The sequence below is a fragment of the Pseudoalteromonas sp. Z9A6 genome (assembly GCF_011378805.1).
Taxonomy (GTDB): domain Bacteria; phylum Pseudomonadota; class Gammaproteobacteria; order Enterobacterales; family Alteromonadaceae; genus Pseudoalteromonas; species Pseudoalteromonas distincta.
The window spans coordinates 110,429-131,050 of sequence record NZ_WTKZ01000004.1 but is presented as its reverse complement, the minus strand read 5'-3'; the positions used below and the strand labels follow the sequence as shown (position 1 = coordinate 131,050).

The 20,622-nt window shown below is 38.4% G+C and carries 20 protein-coding genes, 1 pseudogene and 1 riboswitch; of the genes and pseudogenes, 9 read left to right on the top strand and 12 right to left on the bottom strand.

The window, feature by feature from the left end:
* Positions 1-89: 89 nt before the first annotated feature.
* The 5 genes from GQR53_RS02880 to GQR53_RS02865 form a co-directional block, all read right to left on the bottom strand.
* Positions 90-1,430 (bottom strand): SPFH domain-containing protein, encoded by a 1,341-nt coding sequence (locus GQR53_RS02880; RefSeq protein WP_101163014.1) that lies wholly within the window; start codon positions 1,428-1,430, stop codon positions 90-92.
* Entirely contained in the window at positions 1,423-1,761 is a 339-nt protein-coding gene (locus tag GQR53_RS02875) for a hypothetical protein (protein WP_008137861.1), read from the bottom strand. Before GQR53_RS02875 ends, GQR53_RS02880 begins: the two co-directional genes overlap by 8 nt.
* 235 nt (positions 1,762-1,996) lie before the next feature.
* On the bottom strand, positions 1,997-2,200 hold the full coding sequence (locus GQR53_RS20750) for a hypothetical protein (protein ID WP_240917433.1): 204 nt from the start codon (positions 2,198-2,200) through the stop codon (positions 1,997-1,999).
* Between the two features lie 201 nt (positions 2,201-2,401).
* Positions 2,402-2,578 carry a hypothetical protein gene (locus GQR53_RS20745; protein WP_240917432.1) on the bottom strand — a complete coding sequence of 59 codons (177 nt, stop codon included), beginning with the start codon at positions 2,576-2,578 and terminating at the stop codon, positions 2,402-2,404.
* Between the two features lie 414 nt (positions 2,579-2,992).
* Positions 2,993-3,400 carry a hypothetical protein gene (locus GQR53_RS02865; protein WP_149592074.1) on the bottom strand — a complete coding sequence of 136 codons (408 nt, stop codon included), beginning with the start codon at positions 3,398-3,400 and terminating at the stop codon, positions 2,993-2,995.
* Positions 3,401-3,778: 378 nt separating this feature from the next.
* Here GQR53_RS02865 and GQR53_RS02860 point away from each other — a divergent pair, with 378 nt between their 5' ends.
* The gene (locus GQR53_RS02860; protein ID WP_165742812.1) at positions 3,779-4,327 is read left to right on the top strand and encodes a hypothetical protein; all 549 of its coding nucleotides are present in this window, start codon (positions 3,779-3,781) and stop codon (positions 4,325-4,327) included.
* A gap of 103 nt (positions 4,328-4,430) precedes the next feature.
* Here the strand turns inward: GQR53_RS02860 and GQR53_RS02855 are convergent, their stop codons facing one another.
* From GQR53_RS02855 to GQR53_RS20740, 3 genes and pseudogenes are all read right to left on the bottom strand, one after another.
* The gene (locus GQR53_RS02855; RefSeq protein WP_165742811.1) at positions 4,431-5,681 is read right to left on the bottom strand and encodes a sodium:proton antiporter; all 1,251 of its coding nucleotides are present in this window, start codon (positions 5,679-5,681) and stop codon (positions 4,431-4,433) included.
* A 279-nt stretch (positions 5,682-5,960) separates the two neighbouring features.
* Complete coding sequence (locus GQR53_RS02850; protein WP_149592073.1) at positions 5,961-6,368, bottom strand: hypothetical protein; 408 nt, start codon at positions 6,366-6,368, stop codon at positions 5,961-5,963.
* 187 nt (positions 6,369-6,555) lie between these two features.
* Positions 6,556-6,672, bottom strand: a pseudogene (locus GQR53_RS20740) (alpha/beta hydrolase); the annotation flags it as partial.
* Positions 6,673-6,891: 219 nt separating this feature from the next.
* Between GQR53_RS20740 and GQR53_RS02840 the strand changes: the two are divergent.
* The 4 genes from GQR53_RS02840 to sbcB all read left to right on the top strand — a co-directional run bounded on the left by GQR53_RS02840 (position 6,892) and on the right by sbcB (position 10,332).
* The gene (locus GQR53_RS02840; RefSeq protein WP_165742810.1) at positions 6,892-7,851 is read left to right on the top strand and encodes a hypothetical protein; all 960 of its coding nucleotides are present in this window, start codon (positions 6,892-6,894) and stop codon (positions 7,849-7,851) included.
* A 2-nt stretch (positions 7,852-7,853) separates the two neighbouring features.
* Entirely contained in the window at positions 7,854-8,204 is a 351-nt protein-coding gene (locus GQR53_RS02835) for a DUF4325 domain-containing protein (protein ID WP_165742809.1), read from the top strand.
* Between the two features lie 15 nt (positions 8,205-8,219).
* Positions 8,220-8,693, top strand: coding sequence for a hypothetical protein (locus tag GQR53_RS02830; protein ID WP_165742808.1), 474 nt, complete (start codon positions 8,220-8,222; stop codon positions 8,691-8,693).
* A gap of 193 nt (positions 8,694-8,886) precedes the next feature.
* Positions 8,887-10,332 (top strand): exodeoxyribonuclease I, encoded by a 1,446-nt coding sequence (sbcB, locus tag GQR53_RS02825; protein WP_165742807.1) that lies wholly within the window; start codon positions 8,887-8,889, stop codon positions 10,330-10,332.
* 761 nt (positions 10,333-11,093) lie between these two features.
* Here sbcB and GQR53_RS02820 read toward each other — a convergent pair.
* Positions 11,094-11,975, bottom strand: a complete 882-nt coding sequence (locus GQR53_RS02820; RefSeq protein ID WP_165742806.1) for an NAD(P)-dependent oxidoreductase — start codon at positions 11,973-11,975, stop codon at positions 11,094-11,096.
* Between the two features lie 121 nt (positions 11,976-12,096).
* On the opposite strand from GQR53_RS02820, the gene GQR53_RS02815 reads away from it, so the two are divergent.
* Together GQR53_RS02815 and GQR53_RS02810 are read left to right on the top strand one after the other, a co-directional pair.
* Positions 12,097-12,657, top strand: coding sequence for a glutathione peroxidase (locus tag GQR53_RS02815; protein ID WP_165742805.1), 561 nt, complete (start codon positions 12,097-12,099; stop codon positions 12,655-12,657).
* Positions 12,658-12,767: 110 nt separating this feature from the next.
* On the top strand, positions 12,768-13,748 hold the full coding sequence (locus GQR53_RS02810; protein WP_165742804.1) for a 2-hydroxyacid dehydrogenase: 981 nt from the start codon (positions 12,768-12,770) through the stop codon (positions 13,746-13,748).
* A 93-nt stretch (positions 13,749-13,841) separates the two neighbouring features.
* On the opposite strand, the gene GQR53_RS02805 is transcribed toward GQR53_RS02810, so the two are convergent.
* Positions 13,842-15,164 carry a sodium-dependent transporter gene (locus GQR53_RS02805; RefSeq protein ID WP_007375800.1) on the bottom strand — a complete coding sequence of 441 codons (1,323 nt, stop codon included), beginning with the start codon at positions 15,162-15,164 and terminating at the stop codon, positions 13,842-13,844.
* A gap of 141 nt (positions 15,165-15,305) precedes the next feature.
* On the opposite strand from GQR53_RS02805, the gene GQR53_RS02800 reads away from it, so the two are divergent.
* On the top strand, positions 15,306-16,064 hold the full coding sequence (locus tag GQR53_RS02800; protein ID WP_165742803.1) for a 4'-phosphopantetheinyl transferase superfamily protein: 759 nt from the start codon (positions 15,306-15,308) through the stop codon (positions 16,062-16,064).
* 59 nt (positions 16,065-16,123) lie between these two features.
* Here the strand turns inward: GQR53_RS02800 and lysC are convergent, their stop codons facing one another.
* The gene (gene lysC / locus GQR53_RS02795; RefSeq protein WP_033037701.1) at positions 16,124-17,527 is read right to left on the bottom strand and encodes a lysine-sensitive aspartokinase 3; all 1,404 of its coding nucleotides are present in this window, start codon (positions 17,525-17,527) and stop codon (positions 16,124-16,126) included.
* A 75-nt stretch (positions 17,528-17,602) separates the two neighbouring features.
* Positions 17,603-17,775: riboswitch (Lysine riboswitch) on the bottom strand.
* A gap of 101 nt (positions 17,776-17,876) precedes the next feature.
* Positions 17,877-19,124 carry a sodium:proton antiporter NhaD gene (gene nhaD, locus GQR53_RS02790; protein ID WP_165742802.1) on the bottom strand — a complete coding sequence of 416 codons (1,248 nt, stop codon included), beginning with the start codon at positions 19,122-19,124 and terminating at the stop codon, positions 17,877-17,879.
* A 223-nt stretch (positions 19,125-19,347) separates the two neighbouring features.
* Between nhaD and GQR53_RS02785 the strand changes: the two genes are divergently transcribed.
* Positions 19,348-20,619, top strand: a complete 1,272-nt coding sequence (locus GQR53_RS02785) for a hypothetical protein (protein WP_165742801.1) — start codon at positions 19,348-19,350, stop codon at positions 20,617-20,619.
* Positions 20,620-20,622: the final 3 nt, after the last annotated feature.

The following is a 20,622-nucleotide window of genomic DNA, read 5'->3' as shown; positions in this document are numbered from 1 at the left end:
CATACAATAACAAAATTTACGCAATAAAAAACGCTGGCCAATGCGAATCAGCCAACGTTTTATTGTTTGTGCAATACTTAACTAATCGTTTATTTTTTCTCTTTTTCTAAACGCTTTTTAAGACTTAATGCAGCATCGGCGGCTAATAAACGCATGAATTCAGAGCCATTACTTTGCTCGCCTTGGCCTGCGCCTATTACAATTTCAGGCACTAAACGGCTATTACCTAAGCTTGTAAATAAAGCGGTTTGAATTTTAACTTCTGCTTTTAGTGTTTCATCAAATACATACTTTGGATCAAGTGCAGCAGACTTAGCTCTTAAACGAGCCTCAGCTAAAACGTCCATACCTAATGCTTCTAAACGTTGTTGCTTTAGAATCTCTTCTTGCTCTTTTGCAAGCTCCGCTTTTACAGCCACTCGTTGCTGTGCAGAAATAATGGCATTTGCCTTAATCCGTTCAGCATCAATTTGCTCTTTTATTTTTAGCTTTTCAGATTCAGCACGCTGCTTAGCAATTGCTTGTTCACCTAAAGCCACTTCAGTACGCGCTTGTTGCTCTGCTTTTTTAAGGTTTTGACGCGCTAGCGCTTCATCAGCAGCAGCTTGCTTTTGGGCTTCAAGGCGAGCATTTACTTTGCTTTCGTAGTCAATATCAATAATGCTGGCATCTACTACTGTAATACCGTAAGCGCCTAAAATAGGTGCGTTACGCAGTGTATTACCCTCATCATCCATTTTAATATTAATAGTGACACGTTGCTGTTTACTTAAATTACCTAAATCGTCAGATTTATCGCGCTCACCCGTACTAATAATTTGTTCAGTAACAAAAATACCGTTGGTTAATTGATCAGCAAAATCTTGGCTTAATTGACCATTACCACCAGAGTAATGTTGCTCTACCGACATCATTCGCGCCGACGCTTTTACATTTTCAGTGGTTGCGCGCATTAATAAATTAGATATTAATGTTTCTTGTGAACCAAACTCTTCGTGTATTTTAAGTAAACCACGTAGAGCACCCGATTCAGCTGCAGGTACATTGCCTGGTAATCTAAAACGAGAGACACCTCGTGCGCCACCTGTTGTCGTATCTAAAAATCGAATCGGAATTAACGGCACAATTGCGCTTGCTGTTGCACCGGCATCGCCCGTAAAGTTAATCGAAATTACTTTTTTATATGCTGATGTAGTACCAAACGCTTTTAAATAAGGGCCGGCTTGATTTATTACGGTCAAGTTACCTGTAAAAGCCGATTGATGTACTAAACGCTCATCTGCTTCATTCCACGAAACAACTTGCGATGTAAGCGTTGCAATTACAGCTAATACAACAACAATTGATGAAACAACAATTACATTACGACGACCAAATCGACTCATAAATGAGTCACTTTTTACTGCTGGGACTGCTTTTTCGCTATCCATTTTTATTACTCTCCATGTTTAATTTCTTTTTAACAAAGTAAATAATTTCCTGTTCACTCAAATGTGCGCAAAAGCTACCAGAGCGATGTAACTCAACAAATGTTGCAAGGATTTCTTCTTTACCTTTAGCTGTTTTATCTTGGTTTTCTTGTGTTTGATTTTTTTCTGTTAGTTGAGTGATTAAATCATCCACTATCGTGTCTTTATCAAACAGTACGTTGTATTCTTTGGATTTTCTTACCCGACTTTTATGTACATTGCTGTAAATTACATAAAGCGCAACGCATAAAATAATAACAAGTAAACTTAACCCTATAATATAAAAAATCATAAGCTCTACTTAAATTAGTTTAAATACTTAATGAGCAATAACAATTGTAAGCATCACTTTACAAATGTTAACCCAGTAATTTTACAGTAAACCCGAGTAAAAAACAGATTAAAAATAAAGTTCATCAGGTATACAGTTATAACCGCACATAAAAGTAAGCTTTTTCAAACAAAAAATGCCAGTCAGTTATTAGCTGACTGGCATTAAACTAATATTTATTAAAGTGCTTTTTACATTATTCGCATTGCACCCAGTCAACACCATTTTCACCGCACTCATGCAGCATTGTTCCATCTTCTCGGCGGGTATCTCTAAACCATTTCCCTTCAATTGTTTTAATAATACGTACGTTGTCTGTGGTTTTGTATTTACGCCAAAAGCTAGCATCAATAGATGTTTCGTCATCAAACTCATAGGGCATAGCAGCGAGTACGGTCATTAAATCTTGAGTTTCTAAGTCAGTAGCTTTGTCTTTAACATTTACCCAATCAGATAATGTCTGAAAGTCGGCATTTTCCTCTCTAAAGGCAAAGTCAGTTTGGTAAAACGATCCTGACTCAGTATAGCTAATGCTAAAACCTCGCTCGAACGGTGTATCTAAATTAGCACTAACGCATTCATCAGCTGTAGGAAAGTTAACCTATGGGCTAGTATTAGCAACGCCATAAAGCACATTGCTTTGCTCAAAACTAACGTTCTCAATGCTAGAGCATCGGTAAGTACGATCGGCGTTAATGTAAACATCGTCTCTAACTGTTAATTTTCCATTTAACGATTCTTCGCCCCAAGGCGTATCTGTTGAATCCAATCGAGACAAAATAACGTCAATTTTGTCGAGTTCGTCTGTATTTTGAAGCTTTACTTGCTCATAAATAAGTTCAGCGCCTGCAAAATTAACTTTATCGCGGTACCATGCATTTTCAAACCCATACTCTGCATCTTTTGCTTTACCACAAACGATAAAAACAAACCTAATAAGTGAATAAATCCAACCTATAGACTTTAGTCTAACACCCGTAAAAATACTTATTAATTACAATTAGTTAAAAACCATAAAAACAATTAAACAATAAATAGAAAAATACAGTTTTTTATTTTTTAATAACACAATACAAAGTTAATAAACACAAAAAAGCCGATGTTGGGGTTTAATCCAACATCGGCTTTTTTACTCTCGCAATTTTATATCATGCTTTAGTAAGCACTCTATAAAACACGTTATAAAGGTTTTTTATAACGATAATTCTTCTTTAGCGCGAGTTAAGTTGTGCGATACCATTGAGCTGTTAGACAATTTTGATGCTTCGTATAAATCAGCAAGTGCAGCTGTATCGTTATGCGCTTTTAAACGTGCAACACCACGGTTGCTTAATGCGAATGACGTAAGTTGGCGTACTTTAAATTTAGGGCCATCTGCGTCTTTTAAAAGTGTGATTGCTTTAGTACAAATTGCTTCCGCTTCAGCGTAGTTTTTTGACTTAACATTCAGTGCGCAGCTATTAAATGATTGCTCAAGTGGCTGTGGCGCTGTTGCAGTTTCAATAACCATTAATTTGTAATCACTTTGATCAGCCATTGCAGCAGCTGAACATGTTAATAGTGAGCTAAGAGCGATAGTTTTGATAAGTGTAAGTTTCATGGTCATATTCCTGATTAGTTAAGCCGTGCTTGTTGCCGACAACTGAACTTTAGAGAATTACCACAACCCCGACAAACGATTAAAACAAACCTAATAAGTGAGAAAAATTAACCTATAGACCTTAGTCTAATACGTTTAAGTTTTTTCTATATATTTAAATAACTTACGAACTAATAATCGTGCCTAAAATCGCTACTTTAAGTTTTAAAATGTATATAATTATTTATGTCTTTTTTAATTGGTTTTATTTTAAACACCTTACTTTGGCACAGCTGAGTAACAATCAAACAAATTTATACATTTAATTACATGCAATACTAAGTCATGTATTTATAATTACAGCTCTGGTAACTTTTCATCATTAATGGATTAACTTTTTTGAAACACACACTTCCTCTTTTTGTTTTATTAAGCACGCTTTTATCATTTAGCCAAAATGCTAACGCAAGGCTTTTACTCGGTAACAACATACCTAACACCGGTATGTTTATAAAATCAGAATTTAATGGCGATAGCAGCATTACATCTGCGGGTGTAGAAATGATGGTCAAACAAAATTACAGTAACTTTGGTGTTGTTTTTACAAGCGCAATTGGCGCGGCTGTAATCGATAATAAACAAGGCGAGCAAGAAGAATTTATAACGTGGGACAATGGAATGAAGCTTGGTTATTTTAATGACTTTTTTATATACGCCGAGCTTGGCTTAGATCTGTTCGAACTTGCCTTTAAAAACGATAGAGGCGACAACACCTACCAAATAGAAAAATCGAACAACGACATAGACGGCTACGCAGGTATAGGTACGGGTTATCACTTTAAGCCATTTAAAATAGAAGTATTTACCCGAGCACGCCAAATAGATGGCGACTACTGGGAAGCACAAGAACATATTTACAGCGGTGTGCAGCTCAGCTTTACGTTTTAATTACCCTTTTTTTATAAGAAAAATAAAAAGCGTGTGAAATACAGCTATTTCACACGCTTTTTAAAAAATTACATTTAACAGGTTTGATCTAACCAATTTATATTTAACGGATAGTTTTGGCTACTTTACCAATACTCAAACCCTGAATTAAAATTGAAAACACCACAACCGCATAAGTAAGAGCCAACAAAATATCGCGCTCGTTCCCATCAGGTAGTTGCAATACCAGTGCAACCGAAATACCACCACGCAAGCCACCCCAGGTTAAAACTTTCCACGCGCCAGATGGCAACTCTAATTGCTTATTAAATGTAGTGGTTGTTATACCCACAACAATTAAACGTGCAAGTAACGCGATTAAAATTGTTAAGCCACCAGCAATAAACAAATTACTCGAAAACGCAATCATCACGACTTCAAGCCCTATGAGTACAAATAAAATGGCATTTAAAATTTCGTCAATCAGCTCCCAAAATAAATCAACGTAATGGCGTGTTTTGTCGCTCATAGCCATACTACGACCATGATTGCCCACCATTAACCCCATCATTACCATTGCAAGTGGGCCCGACAAATGCCAATGGCTTGCCAATGCATAACCACCAATAACGCCCGCTAAAGTAAGTAGCACCTCTTCTTGGTAACTATCAATACTTTTAAGTAAGTAATATAAAATACCACCTAATACCAAACCAAAAATAATACCACCACCCGCTTCAACCGCCAGTGTGTGCGCTACATAATAAGTTGTAGGAATATCACCACTTGATAAAACACCCAATAAAAGCACAAAAATAACCACGCCAATACCATCGTTAAACAACGATTCACCTGCAATCACGGTTTCAATACTTTTAGGCGCACCCGCAGATTGTAAAATTCCCATTACTGCAATAGGATCGGTTGGCGAAATTAATGCGCCAAACAGTAAGCACCAAATAAACGCTAAATCAAAACCAAGCAAAGGAAGTACTAAATATAGCGCACCAGCAATAATAACCGTTGATAGCAATGTACCAATACAGGCCAAAATACCTATTGGCAATTTATAGCGCCTTAAATCGCTAACATTTACATGTAGCGCCCCAGCAAAAAGCAGCATAGAGAGCATGCCATCAAGCAAAACCTCAGTAAAATCTAACTGATCGAGCAAGCTCACTTCGTAATCTATAAGATCATCAAATCCTAAAAAGCCCAAAAATATAGCGCCGATAGATAAAAGCATCGAAATAACCATAACGCCAATGGTTGTTGGCAAGCCAATAAAACGATGGTTTACATAGGTGAGTAACGCGGTAATTGATAAAAATATCGCACTTATTTCAAGTACGCTTAGGCTGGTTCCTGGTGCCATGGTTTAAATCTCAATATTTATTTAATGATACCTTGCTCAAAATAAGCAAAGCAGAAGGGTTATTATTTTTTATACGGTTATCTCGCATTATATTCGCGTAGCCTAAACAAGCATACCCAAAATATTAATTATAAATACACCCCCTACTCTGTTAACGTATTTAGGTATTAATTTACGCATTAAATAAAACAAAAAAACCCATGTTAGGAATTAACCTAACATGGGTTTTTTACTCTCGCTATTTTATAACATGCTTTTGGTAAGCACTTTATAAAGTGTTTATAAAGAAAGCTCTTCTTTAGCGCGAGTTAAGTTGTGCGATACCATTGTACTTGTAGACATTTGGTTTGCTTCGTATAAATCAGCAAGACCAGCCGTATCGTTATTCGCTTTTAAACGTGCAACACCACGGTTGCTTAATGCAAACGATGTAAGTTGGCGTACTTTAAATTTAGGGCCATCTGCGTCTTTTAAAAGCGCGATTGCTTTAGTACAAATTGCTTCAGCCTCAGCGTAATTTTTTGACTTAACATTCAGTGCACAACTATTAAATGATTGCTCAAGTGGCTGTGGTGCTGTTGCAGCTTCAATAACCATTAATTTGTAATCACTTTGCTCAGCCATTGCAGCAGCTGAACATGTAAGTAGTGAGCTAAGAGCGATAGTTTTGATAAGTGTAAGTTTCATGGTCGTAGTCCTGTTGGTTAAGCCGTGCTTGTTGCCGACAACTGAACTTTAGAGAATTAACACAAAACCGACAAACGATTAAAACAAACCTAATAAGTGAATAAATCTAACCTATAGACTTTAGTCTAATGCCAAACTACTAATTTACGGCAATTGGTATTTATACAATCAGCAACCAAACCAACACCTATTTAGTACGTTCAAGCAACTTAACTACTTGGGCTACAACCATTTCTGGCTCATCATTTTGCGGATAGTGATAGCTCTTATTTGTTATTACTATTTCACCTTGAGGAAATGCATTAACTTATTTTTTTATAATTTAAGAAATTATTTCTACTACACCTCAAAGCATTACTTCTTTTACCTGTTACTAATAAACCTTTATAAACTAAAGACAATAAAGTAAAGTAAGACAATAAAGTGCCGGCTGATATATGCATAAGTTTAATTTTATTTAGGTCTTATTGCTGAAAATTCAATCAAACATAATTATTGCATGAATATTTTACTAGGTATTTAAATGAGCATAGATTTTTTTAATACTATTAATTTCTTAAAAAAAGCTGGCATTACATTTAAGATAAATGAAAACAACAATAGGATTGAGGTTTTTTCTCCTGCATTTATTGACGTATATAACAACGACCGTAGATATGACACATTAACATTTATCAATTGCATCCATCATTTAATTTTTCGTTTTAGCCTAAAGCTACATATCAATTTTGAACATTTAGAAGGGATGTCTGCTGCTGCGGCTGTGATGCTGTTTGCAGAGATTTCTTCCACTCAATTAATTACTGATGAGCCGGACATAATTACCTTCTCACAACCTAAAAATAAGAATGCCAAGAAAATTTTTTCTGAATTCGATTTTTATAAAGCAATAAAACCAGGCTCTTTAAAAAAAATAAATAGATTAAAAAAAGAAAACTGCTTTTTTCAATCAGGTACAGAACCTGTCGAACATGCAAAATCAGCAATTGAAGCTTTAAAGAAATCAGGTTTAACAGTTATAAAAACTGAGGCTCGTATCTTTCAGGCTAGTATTTTGGAAGCCATGTCAAATGTTAGACATCATAGCTACTTACCTGAAACCCCTGAGCATAATAAAAGATGGTGGCAGTTTGCTTATTTCGATAAAAAGCATTCATCTCTCCACTTTGTCGTTTATGATCGAGGTATTGGTATTCCCACAACAATGAGTTCAATCAGCCCTTCATTTTATAATGAAGGGGAAAAAATTGAACATGCACTTATCTTAGATGTCTCAAGTAAGGTAGATGAACCAGGTAGAGGTAAGGGCTCTCGAGAAATATTAAGAACATACAATAAAAATGACAATTCTAGCTTATTGATTTACAGTGGAAAAGGGATATATTATAAAGATAAAGAGGATGATATTGAAATCGTAGATGAAGGACAGTACACAATAAAAGGGACTATAATAGAATGGCAAATACCATACAAAGCAGGGTAATCATGTTAAAAAAACTTTCTAAAGATTTTTCTAAAATTCCATTCGGTCGCTCTAAAATTGATGGGAAAGATAATGGGACCAAGTTTAGAGAAAAATTTCTAAAGAATTGGGTTGATGAATGCGTCAAATCTGATGAGCAATTAACTATTGAACTTAATGACCTGGATATTCCTATGACTTCTTCATTCATGGAAGAATCTTTTGGAGGTTTAGTTCGATTTGGTCATGCAAATAAAGAGAAGCTTTTAGCTATATTAAACTTTAAATCTGATGATGAATCGTATACTTATGAGATTATTGATTATATTTCAAAAGCTGAGTATGACTCAGAAGCTAAAATGTACGAAATGTAAGGTCAGTTAAAAGGTATGAAAGATATTTTCCCTGTACTCATTAGTGTTTTTTGTTCTATTACCATTGCTTTAATTGGTTGGAATATACTATTTAGAAATGCGAAGAAACTAGCATCTCGTTCAGAAACTTATACTATTATTTCTTCAGTAAATTCGTTATTAAAAGAAATCAAAGAAGCAAGTGACTCATATTGGCTAAGAAAAGAAAACAATGATTCCCCAGTAGCTTATGATACGTTTGTAGCTTTAAAATTACGTGAAGTTCAAGGCTTACTAAAAATATTATCTAACAGGCACTTAAGCTCAGAAGATGGCGCTAGAGCAATTTACCCTATTCGCAGCGCTTGTACTTTAAACAGTACCAAAGCATCAACTATTTCAAATGAGAAGGATCGAGCTACCATTTTGAGGGGGATATACGGTGTTGTATCTGTTTGTGAAAGAGAGATATACGATGCCTTTGAGAAAAAATATCCACCTCTAAAGTAGCTATCCAGCTTAAATTTCATGGGATTGGATTTCTAAGTAAATTACATTTAGCACCTTTGATTTGTTATATACATCATTTATCACCCAAACCTATAAACTCCCTCGCCCATATGCCATAATCTAAATAATTCTTTATTTTAGTAACTTGGCGCGTATTTAGGCGCTTTTAAGTTAACTACTCAGGGTTTTCAGCATGGCATATCAAGAGCAAAATCAAGCAACAATCTACTGGCACGACTACGAGACTTGGGGGGCGAGCCCTCAAAAGGATAAGCCGAGCCAGTTTGCGGGTGTTCGTACCGATCTTGATTTAAATATTATCGGCGAGCCGCTTATTGAATATTGTAAGCCGCAAGCGGATTACTTGCCTCACCCTGAGGCATGTTTAATTACGGGTATTACGCCACAAGTGGCGATGAAAAAAGGCTTGGTTGAAGCTGAGTTTATAGCAAAAATTCATGCCGAATTTAGCGTGCCAAACACCTGTGTTGCCGGTTATAACAGCATTCGGTTTGATGACGAAGTAAGCCGTTATAGCTTTTACCGTAATTTTTATGACCCATACGAGCGCGAATACAAAAATAACAATAGCCGATGGGATATTATTGATTTGGTACGTGCTTGTTACGCACTGCGCCCTGAAGGCATTGAATGGCCGTTAAAAGAAGATGGCAGCCCAAGCTTTAAGTTAGAGCATTTAACCGTAGCTAATGGTATTGAACACGCCGCAGCGCACGATGCGCTAAGCGACGTAACCGCCACTATTGCATTGGCTAAGCTAATAAAAGAAAAACAGCCAAAGCTATATAACTTCTTTTTTGGGCTGCGTAATAAAAAAGCCCTTGCTGAATTGGTTGATGTATTTAACATGACGCCGCTGGTGCATGCCACGTCGCGCATACCTGCAACACAAGGCTGTACAAGCTGGGTTGCACCAATGAGCTTTCATCCGGTTAATAAAAACGCAGTTATTTGTTTTGATTTAACCCAAAACCCGCAAGTGCTCATTGATTTAAACGTAGAAGAGTTACGCAAACGTTTATACACCAAACGTGTAGATTTAGCCGAAGACGATTTACCTGTTGGCTTAAAACTAGTGCATTTAAACAAGTGCCCTATTTTAGCCCCTGCTAAAACATTATTGCCTGAAAACGCCGCCCGCCTTGGGATTGACCGCGAGCAGTGCTTAGCTAACTTAGCTATTTTAAAAGCCAATACCGACCTTCGCGATAAAGTAACCGAAGTATTTAACGAGCAAGGCGATTACAGCGCAACCACTAACGTTGACTACTTACTTTATGATGGTTTTACAAGCCATGCTGATAAAGCTAAGTTTGCGATTATTCGTGATGCTAAACCAGATGAATTAGCCGGTTTGAATTTGGACTTTGAAGATAAAAAATTCAATACGTTGTTATTTAGATACCGCGCCCGTAACTGGCCTGAAACGCTAAACCAGCAAGAGCTTGACCAATGGCGCCAGTATTGCCAAAACAAGTTAATGCACGGGGAAGATCAACCGTCGATTAACGCGCAAGATTTTATGATCACCCTTGAAAACCTAGCGCATGAACATGACGACAGCGAAAAAAATCTTACAATTTTAAAGGCACTATATAACTACGCACAAAGCATGTAATTTGCTTTAAGTTTGTGTGTGTAACGCATTAAAAACGCGACACTTTAGCAATAAAATGTCGCGTTTTTTTGTTTATAAATATTTGTACCACTACACGCAAAGTAAAATCTATTTCACAAAGAGAAGCGAATGAGGAGTAAATGAGAAGACATAAAAACAATAATTTTTTAGATCTATTACTTCCTCTAAAAGCGCAGCGCCTCATAACCTCTTTGTGAGTAAGTCACTTTTACGGGCTTTGCCCGTCACGCAAGCAAGCTTCGCGTCTACGAAACAACCATAAATCTATACTTTGGGGTAAACGTAGAGCTTGCTCACGTGAAAAGCACAGCTTTTAATTACTTAAATAAAACACTATTCACAAAGAGAAGAGAATGAGGAGTAAATGAGAGGACATAAAAACAACAACCGTTTTAGACTTATCACTTCCTCTAAAAGCGCAGCGCCTCATAACCTCTTTGTGAATAAATTACTTTACGGGCTTGCCCGTCACGCAAGAAAGCTTCGCGTCTACAGAACAATCATAAATATACACTTTGGGGTAAACGTAGAGCTTGCTCACGTGAAAAGCACAGCTTTTAATTACTTAAATAAAACTCTATTCACAAAGAGAAGCGAATGAGGAGTAAATGAGAAACATAAAAACAATAGTTTTTTAGATCTATTACTTCCTCTAAAAGCGCAGCGCCTCATAACCTCTTTGTGAATAAGTCGCTTTACGGGCTTTGCCCGTCACGCAAGCAAGCTTCGCGTCTACAGCGTTACTTTTTATGCAGCGCTTCAATGCGTGCTAGTAAACTTGAGGTGTCGTATCTGCCGCCGCCGAGTGCTTGTACGTCGGCGTAGTATTGATCGACCGTTGCGGTCATTGGTAAAGTAGCGCCGTTGTTTTTAGCTTCATCGAGTGCAATGCCTAAATCTTTACGCATCCAATCTACGGCAAAACCAAACTCATATTCACCCGCCCACATTGTTTTGTAGCGGTTTTCCATTTGCCACGAACCGGCTGCACCTTTAGAAATGGTTTCTATAACTTTTTCACCATCAAGCCCAGCTTGCTTGGCAAAATGTAAGCCTTCGGCTAAACCTTGCACTGCGCCAGCAATACAAATTTGATTAACCATTTTACAAAGTTGTCCCGATCCAACGCCGCCTAACAGTTGGCTAAAGCGACTAAACGCCGCCATAACTGGCTGCACTTTAGCAAATACAGCTTCGCTGCCACCCGCCATAACCGTTAATACGCCGTTTTCGGCGCCAGCTTGTCCACCCGATACAGGCGCATCTATAAAGTCGATATTTTGCAGAGCCGCTTTTGCAGCCACTTCGCGGGCTACTTCGGCAGAGGTTGTGGTGTGATCAACCAAAATAGTGTGCGGTAACATGCCGGCTAACACACCGTCGTCGCCATACACTACTGAGCGCAAATCGTCATCGTTACCAACACACATAAATACAATGTCGGCATTGCTGGCAGCTTCGCGCGGAGTTGATGCAAAGCTTCCTGAATGTTCTGCAGTCCATGCTTGTGCTTTAGCTTGAGTACGGTTATAAACGCATACGCTGTGCCCTGCTTTTGCTAAATGCCCCGCCATTGGGTAACCCATTACGCCTAAACCTATAAATGCGACTTTCATTGACATAAAAATGACCTATTTAACTGATAACTTAGAAACTAGACCTCGATTATGTCAACCGGTCGATAAAAAAGCGAATGAAAATCTTTATAAAATTTCCTTAGCGGGAAAGGTAAGTAGGTAACCTATGGACAGTATTTATCAATTTAATGCACCACTTTTTAACAGCGAAAATTTTCCTCTTAGCCAGTTACAGGGCAAAACCGTCCTTATTGTTAATACAGCGAGTAAGTGTAATTTTTCGGTGCAATTAAACGCGCTCGAAAAGCTCTATCAACAATACAAAAACAATGGTTTTACTGTGCTTGCGTTTCCGTGTAACCAGTTTGGCCAAAATGAGCCGCTTGATAATTTAGCCATTAAAGACTTTTACCAAGATCAATTTAATACCTCGTTTGAGGTATTTGGTAAGGTAATGGTAAACGGGCCAGAAACCCACCCGTTGTTTAATTATTTAAAGTCGCATACGCGAGGTATTTCGCAAAACCGTGCAATTAAATGGAATTTCACTAAGTTTTTAATTAACTCACAAGGGCAACTTGTTGCACGCTATGCACCGCGTACTAAGCCCGAAACACTTAAACAAGTAATAGAAAGTAACTTACTACAAGCCGCTAAGTTAAGCGCTGCAAGAGGTGGTAAAAAGGTATCTTCAAAAACACCTTTGTTTACGTCGGCTAAGGCATAAATTAGGGCTTAATTTAAATCAATAAAATGCGTGTTACTAAAGCACAGGTTTATAAAGTAGTTTATTGTATTAGTAATAAATAATACTCCTTAAGCGTCGAGGCTATTACCATGAACATTGCTTTTTTTAGTACTCAAAAGTACGAACTGCCTTTTTTTGAACAAAGTACACGCGATCACCGCGATATAAAAATAACGTATTTTGAGCAATCCCTAAGCGAACAAACCGCTATTTTAGCAAATGGGTTTGATGCCATATGCGTATTTGTTAACGACACCGTAAACGCCACTGTTATTGAACAACTGGCAAGCCAAGGCATAAATACTATTTTGCTACGTTGTGCAGGATTTAATAACGTTGATTTACCTGCAGCAAAAGCACATAAAATTAAAGTATTACGCGTACCGGCTTACAGCCCTGAAGCCGTAGCTGAGCATTGTATTGCACTTATGCTAACGCTTAGCCGTAAAACGCATAAAGCGTATAACCGCGTACGCGAAGACAATTTTGATTTAAACGGATTGCTTGGTTTTAACTTGCACAATAAAACCGTGGGTATTGTAGGTTGCGGTAAAATTGGCCTTGCGCTGTGTAACATTTTAAATGGCTTTGGCGCTAAAGTATTAGTGTGCGACCCATACGCGCAACCTGGCAATTATACAATTACCGATATAGACACCGTACTTAGCCAAAGCGATGTAATTTCTTTGCATTGCCCTTTAACGGAGCAAACTCATCATTTAATCGATGATGAGGCGTTTAGTAAAATGAAAACCGGCGTTATGCTTATTAACACTTCTCGCGGTGCACTGCTTGATAGTAACGCGTGTATTAGCGCGCTTAAAACTAAAAAGCTAGGTTACCTGGGGCTCGACGTTTACGAGCAAGAGTCGGAGCTTTTTTTTAAAAACCACAGCGACGAAATAAATCAAGACGATATATTCTCGCGCTTAGTGAGCTTTAAAAATGTATTAGTAACGGGGCATCAGGGCTTTTTTACCCAAGAAGCACTCACCGAGATAGCAAACACAACAATGCAAAATGCACTTGAAGTAAGTGAGGGTAGGCCTCTGACTAACGAGGTTTTATAAAAATCTAGGCTTTACCTAAATAACCGGTACAAAAAAAGCGAATAAGGTGAGCCCTATTCGCTTTTTTGTTTAAAAATTTACTTTAAATAGAGCTTAGCCAAACGCGACGTTTGCAAAGACTAAGGTCATTAATATTGGGCAAACAAAACGAATATACTGAGCAAACCAGTAATGTACGCCGGTTGTTGCTTGGTGTAACTTATTACCACGCTGCCACATCCAACCTACTGTAATAAAGTAAAATAAACCCATAAGCGGTAATTGGTATTGAGTAAATAGCATAATAACTAAGCCAAATAACCAATCAAAATTTAATATAATGGCGCTTGCACACACAAGTACAACGGCGCTTACTGCCCATGTTGCTTTGGTGCGGCTAACGTTGTGATTTTCGACTAAAAACGCTACCGGAATTTCAGTGGTTGATATAGTTGACGTAACCGATGCGATAGACATTAATACAAAAAACAATAAACCAACTAATAAGCCAATTTCGCCCATGGTGCTAAATAGCTCAGGTAAAATAGCAAAAATTAGCTGCCCTTCGCCAATCAGTTTACCACCACTAAATACTTCAACACCGTTGTGCTGTGCCACATAAATAGCAGGAATAATAAGTAAACCCGCTAAAAAAGCAACGCCAGTATCAAGTAGTGCAACACCTGCGGTGAGCTTTGGTAAATTAGCATCTGGCTGTAAATACGAGCCGTAAATCATCATACAGCCCACACCTAGTGAGAGCGAAAAGAACGCTTGCCCCATTGCGGCAATAATTAAATTAGGGTCGAGTATTTGGCTAAAATCAGGAATTAAATACGCGGCAAAACCTTCGCTTGCGCCATCAAGTGTTGCAATGTAGGCAATTAAACCAACTAGCAGCACTAGTAACAGTGGCATTAAACGGCGCGACCAGGTTTCGATTCCCGATTTAACCCCTTTTAAAATAATACTGGCTGTTAAAATAAGCATAAGCGGCGTAAATACAAAATTACGCAGCACTGAGTCGCTATGTAAAAATTCGCTTGCGCCTGTGAAACCTAAAAAGGTTGTTATGGGTTCAATAGCGTACGAGAGCATCCACCCTGCCACTATTGAGTAAAAACTTAGCATAACAACTGCGCCCGCAAGACCTATGTAACCGGCTGCTGCGCCTACTTTTCGGCTAGTGTTTTGCCATGCATCGCCCAATGCTTTTACAGGATTAGCTTGTGCTTTGTGGCCTAAATAAAGTTCGGTATACAGCGCAGGAAGCGCAAGTAAAAATATAACAATAAAATAAACCAGTAAAAAAGCACCGCCGCCATGGTTGGCCGCTTGCGTAGGAAAACCCCAAATATTACCCAAACCCACTGCTGCGCCAGCAGCGGCTAAAACAAAACCAAGTCGGCTTTGAAACCCATCACGCACTTGTGCCATACATCTACAAATCTGTTATTATTTTGATTATTGTGAATTAAACCATATTTCATGCCGGCTGAGTAATAAAATTGTACACAGCCTTTGTTAGTGGCGCTAACCGCTCACAATATCAGCGACTTCTTTTGCTTTAGGGCTTTTATGACTGAACACTATTTTAAAAATGCCTTGAGTATTACTTCAACTCAATTGGCAAACTTGTCTTTAGCGAGTAGCAGCATTTTATTATTTAATGCTAAAACACTTGAGCTTAGTGACTTTAATTTGCCTGATTGCTTAAGCCCATTTGAGTTAACCATTATAAACCGCCGCAAAAGCCCACAAGCTAAGCAAGAGTATTTAGCTACGCGGTTATTGTTAAAACACCTTATTAAAATAACGCAGCCGCAACATGCGCACGTGGCACTTAATAAAATGAGTACCGAATTTGACGAGGCAAGCTCAAAGCTGCAAATACACGTAAATGGTGATGTTATTAATACCTGTATTTCGCACTCGCATGGTTTAGTTGGGGTTGCGCTAAATCTTGATAAAAGTGAGTTTGGTTTTGATATTGAAAAAGTAAGCCTAAAGCGCCCGTTTGAAAAGCTTGCTAAGCATTTTTATCATAATGATGAAATTACACTTATCACCAAGCCTACTCATACCCAAGCCCAAGCAGATACGTTTTTTAGAATTTGGACATTAAAAGAGTCACTTGCTAAAGCCACCAGCCGCCCTATTGCAAAGTTACTTAGCCCTAATGTGTTTGACGAATTAAATAGTGCAAAGCTGAGTGCTTGCAGTAATAACGTTACTGTAGTTGATAGCAGTGACAGCAATGTTTGTTTTGATGTAAGTGTGGTGCATAAAAAAAGCATCGACTGGCGATGCTTTTTATTAAATGATTTTGTTAAGTAACTTTATTAAGTGACTTTACTAGGTAACTTTACTAAGTGATTTCCCTGAATAACCGTTACTTATGCAGCAAAATCGTTTTCTAATAAACGGCTATGAATAGACTGTACTACGTTATCTGACTCAGTTTGCTCTACTAAAAAGCACAGGTTGTGCTTACTAGCACCGTGGCAAATTAATCGAATGTTAAAGTCTTTTAGTACACTCATTAAGTTCATTTCGTGTTGGCGTAATTGAATCTCAGAGCCAATAAGTGCCACCAATGTTAGGTTGTTTTCTACCGAAACATGGCAAAACTCTGCAAGCTTATCTAGGCATTCTTGATCAAGCTCTGGGCGCGATGCGTTTTGCGCGTTATCAAGGGTTATAGCTACGCTGATTTCTGATGTAGTTACCAAATCTACCGATATATTGTATTCACTTAATAGTGTAAATACGCGTGCTAAAAAGCCACTTGCTAGGAGCATTTCTGGACTTTTAAGCGTAAGCAAAATTTGGTTTTTACGTTGTGTTACTGCGCGTATACCTGGTTGCTGCGATTTTTCGCGCTCAATCCACGTACCGCCACGCTCAGGCTCGCGGCTAGAACCTACAAACACGTTAATGTGGCTACGGCTTGCTGGTAAAATAGTCGCTGGGTGCAATACTTTTGCGCCAAAGGTTGCCATTTCAGCGGCTTCGTCAAAACTTAAGCGTGCAATAGGCGTCGCTTTTGCGCACAAACGCGGGTCAGTGCTAAAAATGCCCACTACGTCAGTCCAAATATGCACACTTTTAGCGTTAATCGCTTCTGCTAATAATGCAGCGCTGTAGTCTGAACCACCACGTCCTAGCGTTGTGGTGTGACCGTATTCGTCACTACCAATAAATCCCTGAGTTACAATTACTTGAGCGTCTAATAACGGAATTAAATGTTCTTTAGCGGCTTGCGCTGTGGCTGCAACATTGGGCGTTGCTTTACCAAATTGGCTGTCGGTTTTAAGCACCTTGCGCACATCAAAGCGATCGGCATTTAAACCTTGTAAACGCAGCACCTGAGCAAATAAATACGACGATAAACGCTCACCAAAGCTAAGTAGCTCGTCGTGTTGCTGATCGGTTGTTAGTGGCTCTTGAGCCAATGTTTGAAATGCTTTTAAGGTTTCGTTAAAGCCAACCGCTAAATCGGCATCTAGCGATAATTCATCTAAAATAGTTTGTTGAATAGCAAGCACTCCATTTATGTGTTCTTGGCGCTCACTAGGAGTAATGCTTGATTTACACAGTGCAACTAAGTGATTAGTTACGCCGGCACTAGCGCTCACGGCAACAATACGTACGCTTTTATCTGCAACAATAATTTCGCTACAGCGACTCATCGCTTCAAAATTTGCAACACTGGTTCCACCAAATTTGGCAACGATGTAATCTGATTTTGCGCTTAACTCTGTTTGAGGCACTGTTTGTGGCACTGATTGGGTAGTCATTTAGTCTCCTTTCGCGGTATCCAAACCGCAATAAAACAAGAAGAACTTGGCAAAGGAATGCTTGAAGATAAGTCCACTGCCAGAAGCTCTCCACCTATATTGGTGACAGTTTTGAGGATTCAGCCCCATAAACCGAAAAACAATGACGACGTACCATTATTTTCCTCGGCGAGTACTTCCCTCCTTAATGATCATCGGCTTTCGTCGCCTAACATTAAGTACCTAAGTATCGCACCTCTTCTGAATGCTTTATTAACCAGTGGCTAATAAAACAAAACCCCACTAAGTAGCGGGGCTTTGAAAGTTATCGTTTAGACGTCTAGCTGTCAAGCATTTAATAATTTATGAGTTAAATAAAACTGCCCATGTAATACGAGCCCGCATATCCAACCGTGTAACAAATTAATAAATGCAGCGATAAACGCAAGTAGCTCATAAAGGTAAGCGCTTTAACTTTACTCATGGCAATAATGCCCGCAGCCGAACCAATAATAAGCATTGAACCGCCCACGCCCGTTGCATACGTAAACGACAACCAGTGTTGTTGGCTCATTACTATATTGGCTTTTAATAATGCAGCGGTAAGCGGTACGTTATCGACCCCTGCTGATAATATGCCCATTAAGTAGTTTGCGTATTCTGGTGCCATTACCGTGTATAGGTCGGTAAATTTACTCAACATACCAATTTCTTTAAGTGCGCCTACAAGTAAAAGTACACCTACAAAAAACAATAATGTATCGTATTCTATATCGCGAACAAAATCGATTATGTCTTTGTTAATGTCTTTTTTGCGCATTAAAAATTGCGCCACTAAAAACATCACTGATAAGCCAAACAAAAAGGTTAATAGAGGCGGTACGCTGTAAATTACACTTAGCGTAAGTGTGCTCACTACGGTAGATAAAAATATAACAGCAATAGTTATGTCGGTTTTTTCGATGCGAGTTTTACCTGCACTAGCAAACTCAACACGCCCTTTCATACCAATAGATAGTAACGCGGCAAGCAGCATAACACTTGTAAGTGCTGGCGCTATAAGTAGTAATAAATGAGCAATGGTTACTTTGCCATCTAAAAATATCATTAGTGTGGTTACGTCACCGGTTATTAGCGATACCCCACCTGAGTTAACCCCAAACACAATAAGCGTGGCGTATTTAACGAGCTTTTTAGGTTCAAGTTTTAACGACATAACAACCGCAAGCGATATAAGCGTCGCTGTTACGTTATCTGAAATCGATGAAAACAAAAATGCAAAACCACCCACCAAAAACATGAGCTTTTTTTCGCTAATACTTTTTGGCATAACACGGTGCACAATATTTTCTATAAACCCCTTTGAATTTAAATACGCTACAAAGGTCATTGCAGCCATTAAAAATAGCCATAGCGAGGCAATTTCTAAAATATTTTCGTTTAGGAGGTGCTGAATTGTATCGGGGCTTTGCCCGTGAAGAGGGTATATAAAAAGAAGAATCCAGCAAAGCGTACCAAAAAACAGCGTGGTTTTAGCTTTATTAACATGGATTATATCTTCTATAACGATCAGTAAAAATGCAATCGCTATCAGGGTTAGAATAATCGAGGAAACCATGGTAGTTAAACAACCTTTGATATAGTTTTAAAAAACACACAAATAACGTTCCATTTCATGTGCCTATTTTCGGCGCGAATTTTAGCACTGCCTCTATGCAAAAACTATTATTAAATGGTCTTAAAAACGAATACTATATACAGACAAGGTTAATTAAAAAATACGTAATAATGAGTATGAACACAATACTCAATAATAAAATACTAGGATGTTGTAACCTCTTATGATCCCAGCTAAAAAGCTGCTAAACACCATAACCGAACATTGGGGTGTATTAGCGCTATTATTTAAACGTTTTAAAATGGCTGACTTTAGCCTAAAAGACGTACAAAACGCGATTAAGCAAAAGCAGCCTACGTGGTCAAACGAACGCATTTATAAAGAAACAAATCGTTTGTTAAACCAAGATATTTTAATTCCGCTTGCTAAATCCTCTCAACTTGAAATAAATCGTGCTATTGCTGATTTTGCTACTTTTTTACTGCAAGAAGAGCATTTAGGTTTAGCGCAAGAAATTAGCGTACTAGTAGAGGACCTAGCTCGTTTAGGTAACCGCCTAGATAATGCTGGCGAAATAGAAGACTTTGACGACTTACGCCGCTACAGCCGCATTATGGATGATCGGGTGCGTAAAATAATGAAGCTCTATACGCACAACGAAAACGCTATTTTAAATATTGTTGAACAAGCCAAATCAAATAATGCAGTGCAATCGCTGCAAAAGCGTTACAAAGCGGTAATAGAAGCCTTTGACGAATACATAGAGCCAATGCTTGAAATGGTTGATATTCGTGGTGAGTTTCATGCGTGTTTTACCCTCATTGAAGAGCAAATAAGTAAGCAAATACTGCACATTGAGCGCTCAGGTAAAGCGTATAACGATAAACGTATGCTGGAGCAATTACGTACCCGTATACTCGAAATGCATTTAATGGGCCGAGAAAGCTTACGTAAAAGTGCCGATATGCTTATGCCACTGCGCGAGGAGCTTCGCCGTAATAACTTAATTACTCGCCAAGCAGCCAAAGTACTTGGGCTTGTACGTAAAAATGGCGTAGACAATATGCTAAGTGCTGTGCAACCACATTTTGTAAGCGACGCGCAGCGATATTCGCTTGGTCAGCAACGCCATATTGTGGCTTATATGGCAAGCTTGGTTGAATTTGAACACGAAGAATACCAATTGCCTGACCAGCAAGACGTGCCTGCATTTGTTACGCCTAATATTCCTGACTACAACGATGTTAAAACCAGCTTTGCTAAGCGCTTTAATAAAAAACGCAAAAAGCCGCAGCCCTTGCTGCAATTTTTAGACGAAAGCTACCCAGATCTCGATGCCGACGAAATGCTATTTTTGTATCAAAAATTAGTCAGCGACAGCGATATTAAAATAATTCAAAGCGATGAAAAAGCCCGCGTAAAAATTGCCGGTCAGCACTTTTCTTTATATCCATTTAATTCAGAGCCTCAGCCAGATCCAAAGGCAGGTAAATAAACC

Excerpts from the sequence above, each read along its gene's own strand:
- GQR53_RS02880 (WP_101163014.1), bottom strand. The coding sequence starts at position 1,430 with ATGGATAGCGAAAAAGCAGTCCCAGCAGTAAAAAGTGACTCATTTATG.
- GQR53_RS02875 (WP_008137861.1), bottom strand. The coding sequence starts at position 1,761 with ATGATTTTTTATATTATAGGGTTAAGTTTACTTGTTATTATTTTATGC.
- GQR53_RS20750 (WP_240917433.1), bottom strand. The coding sequence starts at position 2,200 with ATGACCGTACTCGCTGCTATGCCCTATGAGTTTGATGACGAAACATCT.
- GQR53_RS02865 (WP_149592074.1), bottom strand. The coding sequence starts at position 3,400 with ATGAAACTTACACTTATCAAAACTATCGCTCTTAGCTCACTATTAACA.
- GQR53_RS02855 (WP_165742811.1), bottom strand. The coding sequence starts at position 5,681 with ATGGCACCAGGAACCAGCCTAAGCGTACTTGAAATAAGTGCGATATTT.
- GQR53_RS02850 (WP_149592073.1), bottom strand. The coding sequence starts at position 6,368 with ATGAAACTTACACTTATCAAAACTATCGCTCTTAGCTCACTACTTACA.
- GQR53_RS02840 (WP_165742810.1), top strand. The coding sequence starts at position 6,892 with ATGAGCATAGATTTTTTTAATACTATTAATTTCTTAAAAAAAGCTGGC.
- GQR53_RS02835 (WP_165742809.1), top strand. The coding sequence starts at position 7,854 with ATGTTAAAAAAACTTTCTAAAGATTTTTCTAAAATTCCATTCGGTCGC.
- GQR53_RS02830 (WP_165742808.1), top strand. The coding sequence starts at position 8,220 with ATGAAAGATATTTTCCCTGTACTCATTAGTGTTTTTTGTTCTATTACC.
- sbcB (WP_165742807.1), top strand. The coding sequence starts at position 8,887 with ATGGCATATCAAGAGCAAAATCAAGCAACAATCTACTGGCACGACTAC.
- GQR53_RS02820 (WP_165742806.1), bottom strand. The coding sequence starts at position 11,975 with ATGTCAATGAAAGTCGCATTTATAGGTTTAGGCGTAATGGGTTACCCA.
- GQR53_RS02815 (WP_165742805.1), top strand. The coding sequence starts at position 12,097 with ATGGACAGTATTTATCAATTTAATGCACCACTTTTTAACAGCGAAAAT.
- GQR53_RS02810 (WP_165742804.1), top strand. The coding sequence starts at position 12,768 with ATGAACATTGCTTTTTTTAGTACTCAAAAGTACGAACTGCCTTTTTTT.
- GQR53_RS02805 (WP_007375800.1), bottom strand. The coding sequence starts at position 15,164 with ATGGCACAAGTGCGTGATGGGTTTCAAAGCCGACTTGGTTTTGTTTTA.
- GQR53_RS02800 (WP_165742803.1), top strand. The coding sequence starts at position 15,306 with ATGACTGAACACTATTTTAAAAATGCCTTGAGTATTACTTCAACTCAA.
- lysC (WP_033037701.1), bottom strand. The coding sequence starts at position 17,527 with ATGACTACCCAATCAGTGCCACAAACAGTGCCTCAAACAGAGTTAAGC.
- nhaD (WP_165742802.1), bottom strand. The coding sequence starts at position 19,124 with ATGGTTTCCTCGATTATTCTAACCCTGATAGCGATTGCATTTTTACTG.
- GQR53_RS02785 (WP_165742801.1), top strand. The coding sequence starts at position 19,348 with ATGATCCCAGCTAAAAAGCTGCTAAACACCATAACCGAACATTGGGGT.